This window comes from Pseudomonas cremoricolorata DSM 17059 = NBRC 16634, from assembly GCF_000425745.1.
Taxonomy (GTDB): domain Bacteria; phylum Pseudomonadota; class Gammaproteobacteria; order Pseudomonadales; family Pseudomonadaceae; genus Aquipseudomonas; species Aquipseudomonas cremoricolorata.
In genome coordinates this window covers 220,523-239,423 of sequence record NZ_AUEA01000010.1, presented here as the reverse complement: position 1 = coordinate 239,423, position 18,901 = coordinate 220,523, and the positions used below count along the sequence as shown (strand labels likewise).

Genomic DNA, 18,901 nt, shown 5'->3' with positions numbered 1-18,901 from the left:
ACGCCATTCAGTCGATTCTCGGCACCATCCGCTCGATTGCCGAGCAGACCAACCTGCTGGCGCTCAACGCCGCCATCGAAGCCGCCCGCGCCGGTGAACAGGGCCGCGGCTTTGCCGTGGTGGCCGATGAAGTGCGCGCCCTGGCCAAACGCACCGCCGACTCCACCGCGGAAATCGACGGTTTGCTCGGCAACCTGGCCAACCGCACCGCCGAGGTGGCCGAGCAGATGCACGCCAGCCTGGAGGTATCGGTGCAGTCGGTGACGCGCATCGGCATGGCCCGCGACAGCTTCGGGCAGATTCGCGAATCGGTGGATGTTATCCGTGACATGAACACCCAGATCGCCACCGCCGCCGAGCAGCAGCACCAGGTGGCCGAGGACATCAACCGGCATATCAGCCAGATCCATGGCGATGCGCAATTGGTGGCCGAACTGGCCCAGGCCGCGCGCCAGGATTCCGAAAGCCTGGCAGGGCTGTCCAACGAGCTGGATTCGCTGGTGCGGCGATTCCGCACCTGATCCTGAGCGGATACCAGGGCTGCGCCCTGGTTTCGCGGCTGAAGCCTCCAGACCACCGTGGAGGAGCGGAGTTATTCGCCAATGGCCGGCACAGCCGGCCAAATCCAGACTGCGCATGGCCGCGCCACAACCGCGCAACCCCCCTACCCAGAGCCTCTCAAGCCACTCCACAAGCAATTGACGTACGCGTCGTATGCCAATAGCATGCGCGCCGTATGTCAATGGCTCAGGAAGGTCGCATGGCTCAAGCACGCCGTAGTCGCGCCCACATGATCGAAGAGACGCGCGCCAAGCTGATCACCACGGCGCGCAGCGCGTTTGCCGAACACGGCTTCGCGAATACCTCGATGGATGATTTCACCGCCGCCGTGGGCCTGACCCGCGGCGCGCTGCACCACCATTTCGGCAACAAGGAAGGGCTGTTGATCGCAGTCATCGAGCAAATCGAAACCGAGGTCAACGAGCACCTGCGCCAGGTATCGGCGGCGGCGCCGAACCGCTGGGAAGGCTTCCGCCAACGTTGCCGCACCTACCTGCAACTGGCCTTGGAGCCGGAGATTCGCCGGATCATCCTGCAGGATGCCCGCGCCGTGTTCGGTGACGTGCCCGCTGCCGCGCAATCCTTGGGGGTCGCCGAGCTGCAGGCGGCGCTGGATCAACTGCTCGCCGATGGCGTCATCGCAGCGCTGCCGACCCCGGTCATGGCGCGGATGATCTATGGGGCGGTCACCGAGGCCTCGTGCTGGATCGCCGAACCGGACGCCGATCTGAATGAACGCCTGCACCAGGCACTGGACGCTCTCGAGCGTCTGCTGGACGGGTTGCGGGTCACAGGAGAACACCCATGAGTACCGTCAACAGCGCCCAATGGCGCAACACCTCGACGCAGTTCGGCAGGCTGGCCAAGTGGCTGCACTGGACCAGCGCCGCGGCCTTCATCGCCGCCTATGTGGTGGTGTATTACGTGATCTGGTTCATGGACGATGAGTCGCCCGAAGCCTGGCCAGTGCTCAACGTGCACTGGATGCTGGGCCTGCTGGTCGGCTTTCTGGTGGTGCCACGCCTGCTCTGGCGCGCGCTCAACGTGCAACCTGAAGCGCCGCCAGGCTCGCGTCTGGAGCATGGTCTGGCGCGGGTCGCGCACTGGGGATTGTATGGCCTGCTGATCCTCATGCCCTTGACCGGCTATCTGGGCACCGGAGCCAACACCGACTACGGCCTGTTCAGCGTCACCGGCTTCAACGAAACGGCGCTGTTCGGCTGGATCAGCAACCACTACGCGGTGAGCTGGGAAGCCTTCGAAGCGCCGCTCGATGTCGTGCATCACTTCGTCGGCAAGTGGCTGGCCTGGGTCGTGGTGGGCCTGCACGTGCTGGCCGCGCTGTACCACCATGCGGTGCGCCGCGACGACACCCTGCGGCGCATGCTGCCCTGAGCGCTAGCGCTCGACGATCACCGTGACCCCCTGCCCGCCGGCAGCGCAGATCGAGATCAGCCCGCGGCCCTTGCCCGCCTTGCTCAGCAGCTTGGCCAGGTGGGCCAGAATGCGCCCGCCGGTCGCGGCGAATGGATGGCCGGCGGCCAGTGAGCTGCCCTTGACGTTGAGCTTGCTGCGGTCGATGGCGCCCAGTGCCTGATCCAGACCCAGTTTGCTGCGGCAGAACTCATCGTCTTCCCAGGCCTTGAGGGTACACAGCACCTGGGCGGCGAAGGCTTCGTGGATTTCGTAGTAGTCGAAATCCTGCAAGCTCAGCCCATTGCGCGCCAGCAGGCGTGGCACGGCATACACCGGCGCCATCAGCAGCCCCTCGCTGCCATCGACGAAGTCCACCGCAGCGGTTTCGCCATCGACCAGGTAGGCCTGCACCGGCAGATCGTGCGCGGCTGCCCACTCTTCACTGGCCAACAGCACCAGCGAGGCGCCGTCGGTCAGCGGCGTCGAATTACCGGCGGTCAGGGTGCCTTTTTCGCTGCGCTCGAACACCGGTTTCAGGCGGCTGAGCTGCTCCAGGGTCAGGTCCGGGCGCAGGTTGTTGTCGCGCACCAGGCCCAGGTAGGGGGTGAGCAGATCGTCGTGCCAGCCCTCGGCATAGGCGGCAGCGAGCTGCTTGTGGCTGTTCAGCGCAAGGGCATCCTGGGCGCTGCGGGGAATCTGCCAGGTCTGCGCCATGCGCTCGCAGTGCTCGCCCATCGACAGCCCAGTACGCGGCTCGCCATTGCGCGGCAGCTCCGGCTTGATGTGGCCGGGGCGCAGGCCGAGGAAGGGTTTCAGGCGCTGGCCCAGGGTCTTGCCGCGGCTGGCCGCGAGCAGAATACGGCGCAGCCCTTCATTGACGGCGATGGGCGCATCGGAGGTGGTGTCGACGCCGCCAGCCACCGCGCAGTCGATCTGCCCGAGGGCGATCTTGTTGGCTACCAGCAGCGCCGCTTCCAGGCCAGTGCCGCAGGCCTGCTGAATGTCATAGGCCGGCGTCTGCGGGGCCAGACGCGAACCGAGCACGCACTCGCGGGTCAGGTTCATGTCCCGCGAGTGCTTGAGTACCGCCCCGGCCACCACCTCTCCCAGGCGCTCGCCCTGCAAGCGGTAGCGTTCGACCAGCCCTTCCAGCGCAGCGGTGAGCATCGCCTGGTTGCTGGCGGTGGCATAGGCGCCATTGGAGCGGGCGAAGGGAATGCGGTTGCCGCCCAGAATCGCGACCCGGCGAATTGAAGCCATATGCTGGTTCCTCCTGAAACCTGTTGATCGGTACAGACTAGGTGTTTTTCCCTGATTCGAACGACCCACCGACGCAGGTGGTCCACACTGCATGTTTGCCCTTCACGGAGACCCTTCCCATGAGCGATCGCTATATCGGCTTTGCCAACTCCAACCTCGGTCGACGCCTGGTCGATGCCCTCGGCCTGCCGCGTCCAGCCGCCCTGGAGCGTTGGCAGGCCGGGCGCATGCGACCGGTCGACGGTGCCCTGCTGCTGGGTGGCGGGCCATTGATCGCACGCGTCGAAGGCTTCGCCAAACGCCTGAGCGACGAGCTCTACGGTTTCGAGACCGCTGAGCTGCAGGCACCGACCTGGGTCGCGGGCCTGGGTAACAAGGTCAAGGCAGTGGTGTTCGACGCCAGTCATCTGTCCGACAGCGAGCAACTGCGGCAGTTGCGCGAATTCTTCCAGCCGCTGCTGCGCAGCCTCGCGCCCTGTGCCCATGTGGTGATTCTTGGTCGCCCCCCGGAGCAGCTCGATGACCCGCAGGCCAGCATCGCCCAGCGCGCGCTGGAAGGCTTCAGCCGCTCGCTGGCCAAAGAGCTGCGCAATGGCGCCACGGCGCAGTTGCTGTATGTCGGCGCGGATGCCGAAGACCAGCTCGAAGGCGCACTGCGGTTTTTCCTGTCGCCGAAAAGCGCGTTCATTTCCGGCCAGGTACTGCGCCTGCAAGCCTGCGCCGCCCAGGTGCAGGACTGGAGCCGGCCGCTGGCCGGGCGTCGCGCGCTGGTCACCGGGGCGGCGCGTGGTATTGGCGCGTCGATCGCCGAAACCCTGGCGCGTGACGGTGCCGAGCTGGTGCTGCTCGATGTGCCCGGCGCCAGCAAGGACCTCGAAGCGCTGGCCGCGCGCCTGGGTGCCCGCACCCTGGCCCTGGACATCTGCGCCGCCGATGCCGCCGAGCAGTTGCTCGACGCACTGCCCGAAGGCATCGACATCGTCGTGCACAACGCCGGCATCACCCGCGACAAGACTCTGGCCAACATGACCCCGGATTACTGGGACTCGGTGCTGGCGGTCAACCTCAAGGCGCCGCAGCGCCTGACCCAGGCGCTGCTCGATAGCGGTCGACTGGGCGCCGATGCACGTATCGTGCTGCTGGCCTCGGTCAGCGGCATCGCCGGCAACCGCGGGCAGACCAACTATGCCGCGAGCAAGGCCGGGCTGATCGGCCTGGCCCAGGCCTGGGCGCCGCTGCTGGCGGCCCAGGGCGCCAGCATCAACGCTGTGGCGCCCGGCTTCATCGAAACCCACATGACCGCCGCCATGCCCGTGGGCCTGCGCGAAGCCGGACGCCGCCTGAGCTCGCTGGGCCAGGGCGGCAAGCCACAGGATGTCGCCGAAGCCGTGGCCTGGCTGAGCCAGCCGGGCAGCGGTGCAGTCAGCGGTCAGGCTCTGCGGGTCTGTGGCCAGGCATTGATGGGAGCATGAGCATGACTCGGCAATGGCTCGACCTGCACCACCCCGACTCACGCGCCAGCCTGTACCTGCGCGCGGTCGGCAAACGCAAGATCAGCGGCAGCGAGTTACCCACTCGCGGCCTGCGCTGCTACCTGCCGGTAGTGGCCGATAACCTGGCCGCCTACCAGCGCCTGTGCCACTTCCCCGACGACGGACGCCTGCCGGCAACCTATCCGCATGTGATGGCGTTCAACCTGCAACTGCATTTGCTCACCAGCAGCGACTTCCCCTTCCCGCTGCTTGGCCTGGTGCACCTGCACAACAGCGTCGAAGTGCGTCGCCCGCTAGGTGGTCTGGAGGGCCTGCGCATGTCGGTGTGGGCAGAAAACCTGCAACCCCACGCCAAGGGCGGCACCTTCGACCTGATCAGCGAGGGCGAAGACGGCCTGGGCCTGCTTTGGCGGGAAACCAGCCGCATGCTGGTGCGCGGCCTGAAGCTCGAGCAGACGCCGGCAAGCGAGGAAGACGGCGAGGCGTCGCCCGACGAAGCGACGCCCGACGCTGAGGCCCCCGCGCTCAAAGAGGCCTCGCGCTGGTACGCCGATGCCGACATTGGCCGGTGCTACGCCAAGGTGGCGGGCGACTACAACCCCATCCATCTGAGCGCGGCCAGCGCACGTCTGTTCGGCTTTCCCAGCGCTATCGCCCACGGCATGTGGAGCAAGGCCATGGCCCTGGCCGCGCTGCGCGGACACCTGCCCAAGAGCGGCTACCGCTTCGAGGTCGACTTCCACAAACCCATACGCTTGCCGGCCGAAGTGGTGCTCAGCGCCAGCGAAGCAGGCCCAGCCGGTGAGCTGCTTCTGCACGGCAGCGAGCAACGCCTGCACATGAGCGGACGCTGGGCGGTGCTGTGAAGCGCCGCTCGGTGAGCTTCACGCTCGCTGGCGCTTGATTTGCCGTGGGGCTCGCCTGAAGCTATGCGCCCAAGGAGAGCCCCATGAACCTGCAAGAACTGACCGAACGCCTGCACCGCATCCGCGACAACAACGACTGGCAACGCTTCCACAGCCCGAAGAACCTGGCCATGGCCGCCAGTGTGGAAATGGCCGAGCTGGTGGAAATCTTCCAGTGGTCGAGCGAAGACCAGTCGCGCCAACTGGCGCCCGAGCAACTGGCCCACGCCGGCCAGGAGGTCGGCGATGTGGTGCTGTACCTGTTGCTGCTGTGCAGCGAGCTGGGCCTGGACATGAATGAAGTGGTGCGCGCCAAACTGGCCGACAGCGAACGGCGGTTCGCCAAGTGAACGACCGCCATTTCGACACCCTGGCCACACGCTTTGCCGAGAAAATCTACGGCGGCGCCAAAGGTGCCATTCGTCTGGCCGTGCTCCAGGCCGATCTGGCTGAAGCCCTGCCCGCGCGCCCACTGCGGGTGCTGGATATCGGCGCCGGCCTTGGCCATATGGCGCTGTGGCTGGCCGAACAGGGCCATCAGGTGACCTTGGCCGAGCCGGCCGAACCCATGCTCGACGGCGCCCGGGCGCGCTTTGCCGAGGCGCGGCGTGAGGCCAGGTTCATCCAGGCACCCTGGCAGGCACTGGGCGAACACTGCGACGAACCCTACGACCTGGTGGTGTGCCATGCAGTGCTGGAGTGGCTGGCCGAACCCCAGGCCATCCTCCCGGTGCTGCATCACCTGACAGCGGCGGATGGCTGGTTGTCGCTGGCGTTCTACAACCGCGACGCGCTGGTCTATCGCAACCTCATCAAGGGCCACTTCCGCAAGTTGCGCAGCAATCAGCTGGCTGGGGAAAAACAGAGCCTGACGCCGCAGCGACCAGTTGACCCACGCGAACTGCGGGCGCAACTTGAACCTAACTGGCGGGTCGAACAGGAAAGTGGCGTCAGGGTGTTTCACGACTACATGCCCAAGCCGTTTCAGGACAAAGCCGCCCTCCCCGACCTGCTGGAAATGGAACTGGCCCACCGCCGTCATCCCACCTTCGCCGGCCTTGGGCGCTACCTGCACTGGATCTGCCGGCCGCGCTGAGCGGCCCGCTTCCGGGAGACCGTCATGCTCCACCGCATCCTCTGCTTCGCGCTGTTGCCGCTGACCTTGGCCGCGTGCCAGGGCAGCAATCCGTACGTGGCCAGCAGCCGCCCGCTGCCGCCGGCGCCGCCGCAAGCGGCGAACACGTTCGACGCCAGCGCCTACCCGGCACCTGCACGCGACTATGGCCGTTATCGCACCTGGGCCTGGCGCAATGGCCAACTGCCCAGGGCCAGCGCCAATACCGACCCGGCGCAACTGGCCGAGGTGATCGCCAGTGGCCTCGATCAGCAGGGCCTGCGCCCGGCGCGCAACGGCCAGGCCGATGTGCTGGTCAGCGCCGATCTGCGGGTCGAACGGCGGGTGCGCCAGGTGCGCGACTACGACAGCTACGACCCGTACTACGGCCCAGGACCTTACGGCGGCATGGGTTACGGCGGCTACCGCAACGGCTTCGGGGCCTATGGCAGCGTGCCGATAACGCGCACGTATCAGGTGGAGGTCAGCGTGGTGCACATCGAACTGTTCGATGCCCGCGACGGCCAGCCGGTGTGGAGCGCCAGCGCCGAAAGCGGCGCAGACCGTTCGACCATCCGCGAGCGCGAAACGGCGCTGCGCGAGAGTGTACAAAAGGCCCTCAGCGGCTATCCCCCACGTTGATCGCTCGGAGAACCGTCATGATGCGACGCCTCGCTGTACTGTCATTCACGCTGTTGCTGGCCGCCTGCTCGAGCAACAACGTTCAGCAGGATTACGACGCCAGCCGCGATTTTGCCGGCTACCGCAGTTGGGCCTGGCAGGAACCGGCGATGCACTACCGCCCGGACGATCCACGCATCAAGAGCGACCTCACCGAGCAGCGCATTCGCCAGGCCGTGGCCGAGCAACTCGACCAGCGCGGCCTGCGTCCAGTGCAAGGCAACGCGCGGGCTGACGTCAAGGCCCAGGCCTATCTCATCGTCGAAGACCGTCAACGCGAAATCACCACCAACTATGGCGGCGGCTGGGGTGGCTATTGGGGCGGCTACTGGGGCGGGCCGATGTACAACGAGACCCGCAGTGTCGACTACAAGGTGGCGACCATTCAGGTCGACCTATTCGATGGGCGCGACGGCAAGCTGGTCTGGCGCGGCAGTGCTGAACAGATGATGAACAGCTACCCGCCCACGCCGCAGGAACGCACCCAGGCGATTCAGAAGACAGTCACACAGTTGATGGCCAACTATCCACCGCGCTGATAGTGCCCTCTTACCTTGTGTTTAACCCCGCCATACCGGGCATTGGGGACGATGCCCGGCGTATTTTCCCCACCCCTGCACGTGCAAAAACCTCAATAAACGGCAAAAGAATCTGACTCGCCATGCAGTTTTTTCCCAGCGGTAAAGCCTGCCTGCGCGATCCCGTCTACCCTGAGCATTAGGCCGCCGTGGCCTGAAGGAAAACGCCTACCAAAATAAGGACGAAAGGCCGCCGATGCAGAGCATTGTTCTCTTGATGTGGCTCGCGTTATGTACTGAACAGGATGTGCGGGAACGCCAAGTGTCAGATCTGTTGACCTTGGGTGTGGGCGGCGCTGCGCTGATCTGGCTGTTCATGACCGGCCACAGCTGGCTGGGCGCTGAAGCCAGCGATGCCGGTTGGGGGCTGGCGATCGTCATGTTGCTGACCCTGCCCGGTTACATGCTCGGCCGGCTTGGCGCCAGCGATGTGAAGCTGCTGGCGGCGTTGGCCCTGGCCAGTAGTCACCACTACGTGCTGGGCACGTTCATTGGCGCGGGGGTCAGCGTGGTGGTGTGGATGCTGTTTAGGCGGCGGTTGTGGACGCTGCTCAACCCCAAGGTAAAGAAGCGTCTGCAAGCACTCGCAGAACAAATGAACGACAAGCAGCCGTTCGTGCCCTATGTGATCGCAGGCTTTCTGCTGACCTCGGTGTGGATACAGTAGCGGCGCGCAGGTAAATGCGGTGCTGGCCTGGAGTAGGCCGCCGCGTAGCGCTTTTTCAATCGCCGATATGGCTGGCCCCGGATCAGGGCCGTGAAACGACAGGGAGTTGTCCATGAGTAAAGCTGTCAGTGAAGTGAAGGTCTTGCTGGTCGACGAGCAGACGGCGGCCAGTGCGGCCTTGAGCACCTTTCTGGAAGGTCAGGGCTATCGCTGCGTCGCCGCGCAAAATGCCGAACAGGCCGTCGACTGCTATCAGCGCGACAGCGCCATTGGCCTGGTGCTGTGCGACCTGCACATGGCCGACGCCGATGGCCTGCAACTGCTCACCCGGCTCAAGGCAGCCGACAGCCGGCCGCGTTTGTTCGAGGCGATCCTGTTGGCTGAGCAGGCCGACGAACAGCAGGTCATCCACGCCCTGCGCGAAGGTTTCGCCGACTACTACCAAAAGCCCGCCGACCTCGACGCGCTGCTCAGCGGGGTGCGCCGCCAGGAGCAATCGTTGCTCGAGCGCCAGCGCCAGGTGCGCGAGCTGGGCAGCCTCAATCAGCGCCTGCACGAACTGGCCGAATCGCTCGACGAGCTGTACCTCGATCTTGAGAAAGCTCGCGGACAGAGCCTGCAACGACGCGCTACCGATCCTGCCGAAGCCGATGCCGAACTGCCGGCGATCTTCGACAAACTGTCGCCGCGTCAACTGGAGGTGGCGCGACTGGTCAGCAAGGGCAAGACCAATTTCCAGATCGCCTGCGAACTGGGCATCACCGAGAACACGGTGAAACTGTACGTCTCGCAAGTGCTGCGCCTGACCCACATGCACAACCGTACCCAGTTGGCCCTGGCCCTGACCCCGCGCAGTTCACCGGTGCATCAGCGCTTTACGGCGCATTGATTGGGGTAAGCGAGGGATACCGGATTACCTGTGAAGGGCACTCACATCACTCACTGACCTGAAACGCCACGCGCGCCGTTTCGCCGCTCTCGTCCAGAGCACTTAGCTCGAACTGCCCGGCGCGCTCGAAGGACACGGTCAGGGTCTGCTGCTCGACGCTTTCCCCCAACGGTTGGCCATTGAGAAACCACCAGCGCCGCCCGCCCCCGCCTAGCGCCGACACTTGCAGCTGCAACGGCTCGCTGTCGCTCGCCGGGCGGCGCAGGTGATCGCCGCTGCGCACGCCGACGATCGACAGCGGCGGCGCAGTGGCCGCCACCTGCGGTGGGCAGCTGGGGTCGATGGCCGGCAGGCGCGCGGCGCGGCGCTCGGCACGCGGCAGCCAAGGTTCCAGCGGGGCCGGCCACAGCGCCACCTGGCGTGCTTGCGCACCGGGGCACCCGGCATCCACGCGCAGCCCCTGGGCATTCACCCACAGGGTTTCGCGCAGGCCCAGGCCCAGCGGCTGGTCGGCCGCTTGCAGGGTCGGCGGCGTGGTGCCTTGCAGGGTCCAGGCGAAGCGCTGGCGCCGGCAGTTGTCGTCCTGTCGCGCCATCGGTTGGCCCAGCGGCCAGCAGATCGCTGCCACGCCGACGCTGGCCGGCACCGGCTCACTGGCGCTGACGATGCCGCGCTGGCGGTCACGGTTGCTCAGCAGGTCGTGCACTTGCAGCATCAACGGCGCAGCCGAGGCCAGGCCGAATTGCCCGGCCACTGGCGTGCCATCCGGGCGGCCGATCCACACCCCGATCAGGTAACGCGGGCCGACGCCAATCGACCAGGCATCGCGAAAGCCGTAACTGGTGCCGGTCTTCCAGGCCAGTGCCGGGCGCTGCACCAGCTCGGCGTGCGGGTCACGGTCGGGGCGCGCCTGGCCGCTGAGAATGCGCCGGATGATCCAGGCCGACCCCGGCGACAGCAGGCGGTGCTCGATCAGCGGCGCCTGGGGCTGCAAGCGAATCTCGGCACTGCGCCCCTGGCGCGCCAGCGCCGCATAACCGCCGACCAGCTCTTCCAGGCGGCTGCCCGCCCCGCCCAGAATCAGTGCCAGGTTCGGTTCGGCCAGCGGCGGCAGCACCAGCGGTACACCGCCCATGTGCAGTTGCGCGGCGAAGCGCTTGGGGCCGTAGGCTTCGAGCAGTTGCACCGCCGGCAGGTTGAGCGACAGCGCCAGCGCGCTGCTGGCCGACACCGGGCCACTGAAGCCCATGGAGAAGTTGCCCGGCCGATAATCGCCATAACGCCGCGGCACGTCCTGCAACAGTGACTCGGAGTGAATCAGGCCATCGTCCAGGGCCATGCCATAGAGAAACGGCTTCAAGGTCGAGCCCGGTGAGCGCAAGGCGTGGATCATGTCGACATGACCAAAGCGACGGGCATCTCCGAGGTCGATGGAGCCCAGGTAGGCGCGCACCGCCATGCTCTTGGCCTCGACCACCAGAATCGCCGCCGAGGTGCGCTCCGGGAGCCGCGCGCGCCAACCCAGCAGCAGGTCTTCCAGGCGCCGTTGCAATGCGGCATCGAGGGTGGTGTGAATCAACGCCGGGCTGCCCGGGGTGGTCAGCCGCCGCGCCAGCAGCGGGGCCAGCGCCGGCTCCTGGCGCGGCGCCAGCAGCAAGGCTTCTTCGCGGGCTTCACGCAGCTGTTCGGGCGGCCACACCTGGTAGTCGGCCAGCCGTTGCAGGACTTTGTCGCGAGCACGCTGGGCGCGCTCGGGATGACGATCCGGGCGCAGCCGGCTGGGCGCCTGCGGCAGCACTGCGAGCAACGCAGCTTCGGCCGCGGTCAGGTGCTGCGGCGACTTGCCCAGATACGCCCAACTGGCCGCAGCCACGCCCTGCAAGGTGCCGCCGAACGGTGCGCGGTTGAGGTAGATCTGCAGAATCTGCGCCTTCGACAGGTGCCATTCGAGCTGGGCGGTGCGCCACAACTGACGCAGCTTGCCGGCCACGGTGCGGTCGTGCGGATCGAGCAGGCGCGCCACCTGCATCGACAGCGTGCTGCCGCCCGACACCACTCGCCCGCCGCTGAAGTTGAGCCAGGCCGCACGCAGCAAGGCCATGGGGTTGACCCCAGGATGGCGGTAGAACCAGCGGTCTTCATAGGTCAGCAGCGCCTGCAAGTACAGCGGCGACACCTGCTCGGCGCTGACCGGGTAGCGCCACACCCCGTCGGCGTCGGCAAAGCGCCACAGCGGCGTACCATCCTCGGCCAGCACCACCCGCGCCAGGTCATCGCCGGGCAGCGGCAGCGGCCAGATCCGGTCGGCCAGCCATAACCCGCCGACCAGCAGCACAAGGCTCAGCACGCCGCGCCGCAACCAGCGCCCTGCGCGGCGGTTCAGGCGAGCTACGCTTGCCATCGGGAACCGACCTGGCCGGATGATGGCCAAAGCCGTGACGCCGATTCGTTCATCAGGAAGCAATCATGCATGTAGAAGGTTTTTTCGAATGGCTGGGCCAGGCGCTGGGGTCGTTGATTCGTATCATCGTCGATGCCTTGAGCGGCCTGTTCAACCTGCTGGCCAACGCTGGCGGTAATTTCATCGATGGCCTGTCGCGCACGCTGGGTATGGACACCTCACTGGTGAGCATCCTGGCGCTGATCGTCGGCCTGCTGTTGCTGTGGTCGGCGATCCGCGCGTTCATGCGCGCCTCGGTGATCATGGGCATCATCTGGCTGGTGCTGGGCCTGTGGGTGATGAGTTGGGTGATTCACTGACGCACGTTGCGCGCAGAGCGGTCAGCAACGTCTGACCGCTCTGCGCGCTGATTCGCCTCAACGCGGCTTGACCACCAGCTCACCCTGGCTCTCGCCCACCGCTTGCAGGTTTGGCCGGTACATCGACTCGACCTGCGCCGGCGGAATGCGGTAGCTGCCAGGCGTCACTGCCCGGGCCAGGTACAGCAGGTGGGTGGTGCCGTAGCTTTCCAGCTTGACCGCTGCCACGTAGCGGTCGTCGCGGAACTCCTGGTGCACCAGGTTGGCGTTCTGCATCGATTCACGCCACTCCTTCACCGCACTGCTGGCGTTGTCCAGACTGGCCGCGCTTTGCGCGAGATTCTGGTTCTCAAGCTCCAGACCTGCTGGCAGCAGGTCGACCACCAGCGCATCGGGCACGTACTGCTTGGCCTTCAGCGCCACATGCACCAGCACCAGATCACCACTGCGCAGGTTGCTCAGGTTCAGCGGCTGGCCGTTGAGGCCCAGGTACTCGCGGCGGATTTCCAGGCCATTGCTGACCGGCGCGGGCGCCTGGCGTGGGTAGCCGGACAGGGTCAACTGCTGGTACAGGGTGTCGCTGCTCTGGTTCTGCACGGTGAGCGGCGAGGCCAGCATGGCGCCTTCAAGCTTCAGCCCGGCGTCCTGGTCGTTCAGCTCACGCACATCGCCGGCGCTGTCCAGACGCGCCTGCCATTGCCCCTCGGGCTTGCCCAGCAGGCCACGGCCGGCGAGGAACAGCGCGTTGCGCTCCTGGGTCGACAGCCAGTTGTTGGCGGCCAGTTCGTCCGACAGTGCGAACAGCCGCTGCTCGACCTGGTTGCCGGCCAGCTTGTTTTCTTCCAGCAGGGCCAGAATCAGTGCCTGGTCACGCAACGGGCTGCCGTAGTCGGCCATCCAGCCCTTGCTGCGGCTCACTGCCAGCCCGGCTTGCAGGGCCTCTTGCGCACGCGGCTTGTCGCCCATCTGTTCGAGGGCCACCGCCAGTTGCACCAGCGGCAGGCCGGAGCGCACGTCGGCGCGCCGTTCGAACAGGCTGCGCAGGGCACCGAGCGGCGCCTGCTGGTTACGCGCCAGCACCAGCGCGGCGTAAGCCTGCACGGCGAAGCGGGTGTGTTCGACGTTGTCGCTGGCCTCGACCTCGATCAGGTTGCGCTCCTGCAAGTAGCGCAGCAGGCGCTCGTTGGCTTTCTTGAGCGCTTCGGCCGGCACGCCGTAACCTTGGTCACGGGCGCGCTGGAGGAAGTCGGTCACGTAGGCGGTCAGCCAGTATTCCTCTTCGCTGTCAGCACTCCACAGGCCGAAACTGCCGTTGTAGCGCTGCATGCCGAGCAAATGCTCGATGCCGGCTTCGATCTTGCGCTTGCGCACATCGGCCGCCTCACCCTTGATGCCCAGGCGCTTGAGGCTGGCGGCATCGGCGTACAGCGACGGGTACAGGCCACTGGTGGTCTGTTCGGCGCAGCCGTAAGGGTAGGCTTCGAGGGCGCGAATCTGTTCGGCGATGTTCAGCGGCGGACGGCTGGACAGCGCCAGGGTCGCCTCCAGGCCCGCTGGTTCGAAGGCCGCCAGCTCCTGCTCAGGCAGGCTCCACGGCTGATCCTTGAGCGCCACACGGAAATGCTTGAGCAGCGCCGGGTAGGCTGGGCGCACGCCCAGGGTCCACTCACGGCTGAACGGCTTGGCCGCCTCGCCGGGCAGCTCCAGGCCGCTGACCTGCACCAGCACCTTGCCCTGCCCCAGGCCACCTTCGGCCTGCACCGGAATCATCAGCGTCTGGCGCTGGCCTTCAGCCAGGCTGATCTGCTGTTCGGTGCTGCCGGTCAGGCTCAACTGACCTTCGCTGCGCACTTGCACGGTCAGTTGCTGCGCGCGCCCCGACAGGTTGGCCAGATCCAGCGCCAGCCGGGTGCGGTCACCGCCGGCCAGGAAGCGCGGCGCCGATAGCTCGGCGATCAGCGGTGCGGCGACCACCGTCTTGCCTTCGGCGACGCCGAAGTGCTCGTCGGTCCAGGCCTGGGCCATCAGCCGCAGCTCGCCGTTGAAGTCCGGGATGTCGACCGTGGCAACGCCCTCGCCCTTGTCATCCAGGGTCACCGGCAGGCTCTGCTGGGCGACGATGGTGACCGTGGTGTTGGGTCGCTTGCCGCCCTTGGCCATGGCCGCGTCACCGCCGAAGGCCAGGCTCGCCAGGCGCCCCTGGCCGGCTTCGATCAACTGCCCGTAGATGTCCAGCTGATCAGCTCCGTAGGCCTTGCGCCCGAACAGGCTGGTGAAGGGGTCGGGGGTCTTGAAGTCGGTGATGTTGAGAATGCCCACATCCACCGCCGAGAACAGCACATGCACCTGCTTGGGCACGCTGCCATCGGCGTTAAGCGCCTTGAGTTTCACGCTCAGCGGCTGTTTCGGGCGCATCTTCTCGGGCGCCTGCAGGGTCAGCGCCAGCTTGCGCTCGCCGCGTTGCAGCGGCAGGTGCAGCACACCGACTGCGCGCTTGGGCGTGGCATTGGCCTTGCGCTCGCCGGGACGAATCACCAGGGCGCTGACATACAAGTCATGGCGCGCCCATTTCGGGTCGAGACGCACCTCGAAGGTCTTGCCTTCAGCCGGCACCTCGATGGCCTGCCACCACAGCGGACCGTCGGCCGACTCGACCATCAGGTAGCCACTGCCGGCAGCCGGCGGGGTAACGGTGATCTGGGCAGTGGCGCCATCGCTGTAGGCCGGTTTGTCCAGCGCCAGCTTGACCTGGTCGGGACGCACCGCGCCGCCTTCGGCGTTGTCCTGGGCACGGTAGCCGGCCCAGAAGCGCTCGCTGGAAACGATGCCGGTCTGTGGGTCTTCGACTTCGACGCGGTACGGGCCCCACTCCACCGGGAAGTTCAGCCTGGTGGTGGAACCTGCCTTGACGCTGACCACCTCTTCGCTTTGGGTGAGGAATTTCTCGTTGAAGTTGTAGCTCCAGCCGTCGTCCTGGGAGTAGTTCCAGTAGTAGTCGCGGCGCTCGCGAATCAACCGCACCTTGAGCTCGTCGGCGGCCAGCTTGTTGCCGTCACGGTCGGCCACGAGGATTTCGAATTGCACCGGAGCATCGCTGTCGGTCTCTTCACCGTCGAACAGCCCGCGCAGGCCGGGCAGACGCTCGGCTGGCCAGATCGGCTGCTCGAGGCGCCGGGTGATCGGCCGGCCGCCCGACTCCTGCAAGCTGGCCTGCACGGTCAGTTGCAGCGGCGAGCGCGCCTCGGCCCAGCGGCTTTCGATGTCCAGGCTGGCCTTGCCGGCCTGATCGAGGGTAACTTCGTCCAGCTCCAGGTCCTGGCTGAGGTCGCTTTCGCTGACCGAGCCGAACTGATAGCCCGGCAACGCCGGCACCGCTTCACGCAGCGGGCGCAGGTAGGCTTGGCCGCTCAAGCGATTGCCCGCTGCCGGGGCGCCGTACAGGTAACGACCATTGACCTGAATGCGCGCAGTCTGCTCGGGGCTCAGCGGTGTGGCGCTGCCTTTGAGCTCCAGCGCCAGGCGCTCGGGGAGAAAATCTTCGACGAGGAATTCGTACACCTGCTGACGGCCACCGCCCAGGTCGAGCAGCAGTTGCCAGCGGCCGGTCGGCGCCTCGCCTGAGAGCTGCAACTGGTACTGGAACAGGCCATTGGCATCGGCTTCCCAGACGAACTTGCGGCTGACCTGCTCATCGGGCCGGCGCACTTCGACGTTAACCGGCTGGGCCTTGACCGGCTTGCCGTCCTGGTCGCGCAGCAGGCCATTGAGCAGCACGGTTTCGCCCGGACGGTAGAGGTCGCGCGGGCCGAAGATGAAGAACTGCAGCGGGTTGTTCTGCGGGCCGGTGATATCGAATTCGGCCAAATCCAGCGCCGAGCCGCTCAGGCGCAGCAAGGTGGTGTGCACGCCCTGGGTGGCGATCAGCGTGTCGGCCTTGGCATCGATCGGCAGTTGCGCATGGCCGTCGCCGTCGCTGCTGGCCTCGGCGAGCAGCTTGCCCTTGGCGTCGTGCAGTTCGAGCTTGACGTCCTTGAGCGCCTTGCCGCCTTCAAGGGCCTGGGTGAAGACGTCGATACGGTCGCGGTAACGGTGCGCCGAGACGCCGATGTCGCTGAGGGTGAACAGCGTCGCCGGCTGCGAATAGTCATAGGTGCCCGAGGCGCGCATCACCGCCAGGTAGACACCGGGCTCTTGCAGCGGCTTGATCCCGGCGATGGGCAGCAGCACGGTTTCACGGGTATTGCGCGCAGGGTTGAGGTCGAAACGGCCGCTGTAGACCAGGTCGGCCTGGGCCAGGGTTTCCTTGGACTGGTAGTAGTACAGGCTGCTGTTGCGGCCCCAGCCGGCAAGGAAGCTTGAAAGCATCTCGGGTTTGACGCGGAAGAACTCGACATCGACCTTGTCGACGTTCAGGGCGATCACCGGCAGGCCTTCGGCGAGGCGCGTCGGCAGCAGCGAGCCACGGCTGGCGAAGCCCACGGTGGCCTGCATGTCACGGGTTTCCAGACGGCTCACCAGTTCATCGGCCAGGGTCTTGCCGTTGACCCCGAGCAGGCCCTTGTCGACGGTCAGCACCAGTTTGCGCTGCGGTTCGAGGTGACGCAGCCGCAGTTCCATCTGGTTGTCCGAGAGTTCCCAGGCGCCATCGACCTTGCCCTTGACCGTATCGACCAGATGCAGCTTGGCGGCAAAATCCTGCTCGGCATCCAGCGGCGCCGAGAAGCTCACCGACAGCGCGCTGGCGCCGTCGATCTGCACTTCCGAGACATCCAGCACGTTCAACTCGCGCCCGGCGTAGCGCTTGGCCAAAACTGCCGGGTCTTCGCGCTTGGCCGCAGGTGCTGCCGCCGGGCTGGCCGCCGCAGGCGGGGCAGCCGGCGCGGGTTGCTCGGAGGTCGAGGAATCACAGGCACTGAGCAGTGCCAGCGCACAGGCCAGCAACAATCCTTTGTTGAACATGGGTCGAGACTCTTCGGCAGCGTGGTCGTGAGGGCGGCAACTATAGCCCACCGGGAAGCGATTCACTCGCAGGTGTGCGTGGGCTGAGACCCTGTTCGCAGGGTTTGGTTGCTCGATCTGCCAAGCACTTTACAAAATGTGTCGCGAACACTCCAGACCGCTAGAATGGCGCGCCCCGCCAGGCAGCCGGCCTGGCCATTTTCGGAGTTGCAATGCCTTCACTGCTCGCCGACTGGCGCCACCGCGCCACCCACCGCAGAGTCTGGGCGCTGGCCGCGCCGATGATCCTCTCCAACATCAGCGTGCCGCTGGTGGCGCTGGTCGACAGCACTGTCATCGGCCACCTGCCCCATGCCCATCAGTTGGGCGCGGTGGCGGTCGGCGCGATGCTGTTCACCTTCATGATGGGGCTGATGGGTTTTCTGCGCATGGGCGCCACCGGCTTCGCGGCCCAGGCGGCGGGGCGCGGCGATGGTGATGGGTTGCGCCAGGTGCTGCTGCAAGGCTTGCTGCTGGCGCTGCTGCTGGCAGCCCTGCTGGCGGTGCTGGCGCTGCCGTTCAGCCACCTGGCGCTACAAGCCATGCAGCCCAGCGCAGCGCTGCAACAGGCCACCGAAACCTTCTTCCACACGCGCCTGCTCGGCCTGCCTGCGGCGCTTGCCAGTTATGCCTTGGTCGGCTGGTTTCTCGGCACGCAGAATGCCCGCGCACCACTGGCGATTCTGCTCACCACCAATGTGCTCAACATCGCCCTCAACCTGTGGTTCGTGCTCGGCCTGGACTGGGGGGTGGCGGGTTCGGCGCGGGCCTCGGTGATCGCGGAATGGAGCGGCGCGCTGCTGGGGCTGGCGCTGACTCGCCCGGCTCTGCGCGCCTACCCCGGGCACGTGGTGTGGTCGGCGCTGCGCCGCTGGCAGGCCTGGCGACCGATGCTGGCGGTCAACCGCGACATTTTCCTGCGCAGCCTGGCGCTGCAATGCGTATTCCTGTTGCTCACCGTGCAGGGCGCGCGGTTGGGCGAGGCGACGGTTGCGGCCAATGCCCTGCTGCTAAACGGCCTGCTGCTGACCGCCTATGCCCTCGATGGCCTGGCCCATGCGCTGGAAGCCTTGTGCGGACACGCCATCGGCGCGCGGCAGGGCGCTGTATTGCGTCGCTCACTGGTGGTCGCCGGCGGCTGGTCGCTGCTGGTCAGCCTGGTGTTCGCTGCGGTGTTTCTGGCCGGGGGGCATCTGTTCATCGCGGCGCAGACCGACATCGCCAGCGTGCGCGCCGCCGCTGAGCCTTACCTGCCGTACCTGGCAGTGTTGCCGCTGGTGGCGGTGTGGAGCTATTTGCTCGACGGCCTGTTCATCGGCGCCACCCGCGCGCGGGAAATGCGCAACGCCATGCTGCTTTCGGTGTTGCTCGCCCTGCCCCTGGCGCTGCTGTTGCGCGGCCTGGGCAACCACGGGCTGTGGCTGGCGTTTCTGGCGTTCATGGGCTTGCGTGCGCTGACGCTGGGCTGGATCGGCTGGCGTTTGCAGCAGCGTGGGGCGTGGGTGGGTTGAGGGCAATGGAGGGAGGGCCGTTCGCGGCTGACCGAATTATCGGCCAGCCGCATCGTGCGGGCAGCGGG

Annotated in this window: 16 protein-coding genes; 13 read left to right on the top strand and 3 right to left on the bottom strand. The window is 66.5% G+C overall.

What is annotated here, in order from left to right; translation table 11 throughout:
- From H618_RS0113660 to H618_RS0113650, 3 genes are all read left to right on the top strand, one after another.
- A partial coding sequence (locus H618_RS0113660; protein ID WP_028695594.1) for a methyl-accepting chemotaxis protein occupies positions 1 to 521 on the top strand: 521 nt, incomplete at its 5' end.
- 239 nt (positions 522 to 760) lie between these two features.
- Positions 761 to 1,369: a TetR/AcrR family transcriptional regulator gene (locus H618_RS0113655; protein ID WP_028695593.1), complete on the top strand. Its 609-nt coding sequence runs from the start codon at positions 761 to 763 to the stop codon at positions 1,367 to 1,369.
- Complete coding sequence (locus H618_RS0113650) at positions 1,366 to 1,956, top strand: cytochrome b (RefSeq protein WP_028695592.1); 591 nt, start codon at positions 1,366 to 1,368, stop codon at positions 1,954 to 1,956. Before H618_RS0113655 ends, H618_RS0113650 begins: the two co-directional genes overlap by 4 nt.
- A 3-nt stretch (positions 1,957 to 1,959) precedes the next feature.
- Here H618_RS0113650 and H618_RS0113645 read toward each other — a convergent pair whose 3' ends face one another.
- Complete coding sequence (locus tag H618_RS0113645; RefSeq protein ID WP_028695591.1) at positions 1,960 to 3,237, bottom strand: acetyl-CoA C-acetyltransferase; 1,278 nt, start codon at positions 3,235 to 3,237, stop codon at positions 1,960 to 1,962.
- 119 nt (positions 3,238 to 3,356) lie between these two features.
- Between H618_RS0113645 and H618_RS0113640 the strand changes: the two genes are divergently transcribed.
- The 8 genes from H618_RS0113640 to H618_RS0113605 all read left to right on the top strand — a co-directional run bounded on the left by H618_RS0113640 (position 3,357) and on the right by H618_RS0113605 (position 9,564).
- Entirely contained in the window at positions 3,357 to 4,709 is a 1,353-nt protein-coding gene (locus tag H618_RS0113640; protein WP_028695590.1) for a 3-oxoacyl-ACP reductase, read from the top strand.
- Positions 4,710 to 4,711: 2 nt separating this feature from the next.
- On the top strand, positions 4,712 to 5,596 hold the full coding sequence (locus H618_RS0113635) for a MaoC family dehydratase (protein WP_028695589.1): 885 nt from the start codon (positions 4,712 to 4,714) through the stop codon (positions 5,594 to 5,596).
- Between the two features lie 83 nt (positions 5,597 to 5,679).
- Positions 5,680 to 5,985 carry a MazG-like family protein gene (locus H618_RS0113630; RefSeq protein ID WP_028695588.1) on the top strand — a complete coding sequence of 102 codons (306 nt, stop codon included), beginning with the start codon at positions 5,680 to 5,682 and terminating at the stop codon, positions 5,983 to 5,985.
- Positions 5,982 to 6,731 carry a methyltransferase gene (locus tag H618_RS0113625; protein WP_028695587.1) on the top strand — a complete coding sequence of 250 codons (750 nt, stop codon included), beginning with the start codon at positions 5,982 to 5,984 and terminating at the stop codon, positions 6,729 to 6,731. Before H618_RS0113630 ends, H618_RS0113625 begins: the two co-directional genes overlap by 4 nt.
- A 24-nt stretch (positions 6,732 to 6,755) precedes the next feature.
- Entirely contained in the window at positions 6,756 to 7,391 is a 636-nt protein-coding gene (locus tag H618_RS0113620) for a DUF4136 domain-containing protein (RefSeq protein WP_028695586.1), read from the top strand.
- Positions 7,392 to 7,408: 17 nt separating this feature from the next.
- A complete protein-coding gene (locus H618_RS0113615) occupies positions 7,409 to 7,969 on the top strand; it encodes a DUF4136 domain-containing protein (RefSeq protein ID WP_028695585.1) in 561 nt (186 codons plus the stop codon).
- A gap of 235 nt (positions 7,970 to 8,204) precedes the next feature.
- Complete coding sequence (locus H618_RS0113610; RefSeq protein ID WP_028695584.1) at positions 8,205 to 8,675, top strand: prepilin peptidase; 471 nt, start codon at positions 8,205 to 8,207, stop codon at positions 8,673 to 8,675.
- Positions 8,676 to 8,787: 112 nt separating this feature from the next.
- Complete coding sequence (locus H618_RS0113605; RefSeq protein ID WP_028695583.1) at positions 8,788 to 9,564, top strand: response regulator transcription factor; 777 nt, start codon at positions 8,788 to 8,790, stop codon at positions 9,562 to 9,564.
- Between the two features lie 46 nt (positions 9,565 to 9,610).
- On the opposite strand, the gene pbpC is transcribed toward H618_RS0113605, so the two are convergent.
- Positions 9,611 to 11,965, bottom strand: coding sequence for a peptidoglycan glycosyltransferase PbpC (gene pbpC / locus H618_RS0113600; RefSeq protein WP_028695582.1), 2,355 nt, complete (start codon positions 11,963 to 11,965; stop codon positions 9,611 to 9,613).
- Positions 11,966 to 12,030: 65 nt separating this feature from the next.
- Here pbpC and H618_RS0113595 point away from each other — a divergent pair, with 65 nt between their 5' ends.
- Positions 12,031 to 12,324 (top strand): hypothetical protein, encoded by a 294-nt coding sequence (locus H618_RS0113595; RefSeq protein ID WP_028695581.1) that lies wholly within the window; start codon positions 12,031 to 12,033, stop codon positions 12,322 to 12,324.
- Positions 12,325 to 12,381: 57 nt separating this feature from the next.
- Here the strand turns inward: H618_RS0113595 and H618_RS0113590 are convergent, their stop codons facing one another.
- On the bottom strand, positions 12,382 to 17,283 hold the full coding sequence (locus H618_RS0113590; protein ID WP_028695580.1) for an alpha-2-macroglobulin family protein: 4,902 nt from the start codon (positions 17,281 to 17,283) through the stop codon (positions 12,382 to 12,384).
- 212 nt (positions 17,284 to 17,495) lie between these two features.
- On the opposite strand from H618_RS0113590, the gene H618_RS0113585 reads away from it, so the two are divergent.
- Positions 17,496 to 18,833: an MATE family efflux transporter gene (locus tag H618_RS0113585; RefSeq protein WP_028695579.1), complete on the top strand. Its 1,338-nt coding sequence runs from the start codon at positions 17,496 to 17,498 to the stop codon at positions 18,831 to 18,833.
- Positions 18,834 to 18,901 lie beyond the last annotated feature (68 nt).

Bases quoted from the DNA above. Each gene is read 5' to 3' on its own strand.
- H618_RS0113595 (WP_028695581.1), top strand. From the start codon at position 12,031: ATGCATGTAGAAGGTTTTTTCGAATGGCTGGGCCAGGCGCTGGGGTCG.
- H618_RS0113650 (WP_028695592.1), top strand. From the start codon at position 1,366: ATGAGTACCGTCAACAGCGCCCAATGGCGCAACACCTCGACGCAGTTC.
- H618_RS0113615 (WP_028695585.1), top strand. From the start codon at position 7,409: ATGATGCGACGCCTCGCTGTACTGTCATTCACGCTGTTGCTGGCCGCC.
- pbpC (WP_028695582.1), bottom strand. From the start codon at position 11,965: ATGGCAAGCGTAGCTCGCCTGAACCGCCGCGCAGGGCGCTGGTTGCGG.
- H618_RS0113635 (WP_028695589.1), top strand. From the start codon at position 4,712: ATGACTCGGCAATGGCTCGACCTGCACCACCCCGACTCACGCGCCAGC.
- H618_RS0113590 (WP_028695580.1), bottom strand. From the start codon at position 17,283: ATGTTCAACAAAGGATTGTTGCTGGCCTGTGCGCTGGCACTGCTCAGT.
- H618_RS0113630 (WP_028695588.1), top strand. From the start codon at position 5,680: ATGAACCTGCAAGAACTGACCGAACGCCTGCACCGCATCCGCGACAAC.
- H618_RS0113655 (WP_028695593.1), top strand. From the start codon at position 761: ATGGCTCAAGCACGCCGTAGTCGCGCCCACATGATCGAAGAGACGCGC.
- H618_RS0113645 (WP_028695591.1), bottom strand. From the start codon at position 3,237: ATGGCTTCAATTCGCCGGGTCGCGATTCTGGGCGGCAACCGCATTCCC.
- H618_RS0113605 (WP_028695583.1), top strand. From the start codon at position 8,788: ATGAGTAAAGCTGTCAGTGAAGTGAAGGTCTTGCTGGTCGACGAGCAG.
- H618_RS0113640 (WP_028695590.1), top strand. From the start codon at position 3,357: ATGAGCGATCGCTATATCGGCTTTGCCAACTCCAACCTCGGTCGACGC.
- H618_RS0113620 (WP_028695586.1), top strand. From the start codon at position 6,756: ATGCTCCACCGCATCCTCTGCTTCGCGCTGTTGCCGCTGACCTTGGCC.
- H618_RS0113585 (WP_028695579.1), top strand. From the start codon at position 17,496: ATGCCTTCACTGCTCGCCGACTGGCGCCACCGCGCCACCCACCGCAGA.
- H618_RS0113610 (WP_028695584.1), top strand. From the start codon at position 8,205: ATGCAGAGCATTGTTCTCTTGATGTGGCTCGCGTTATGTACTGAACAG.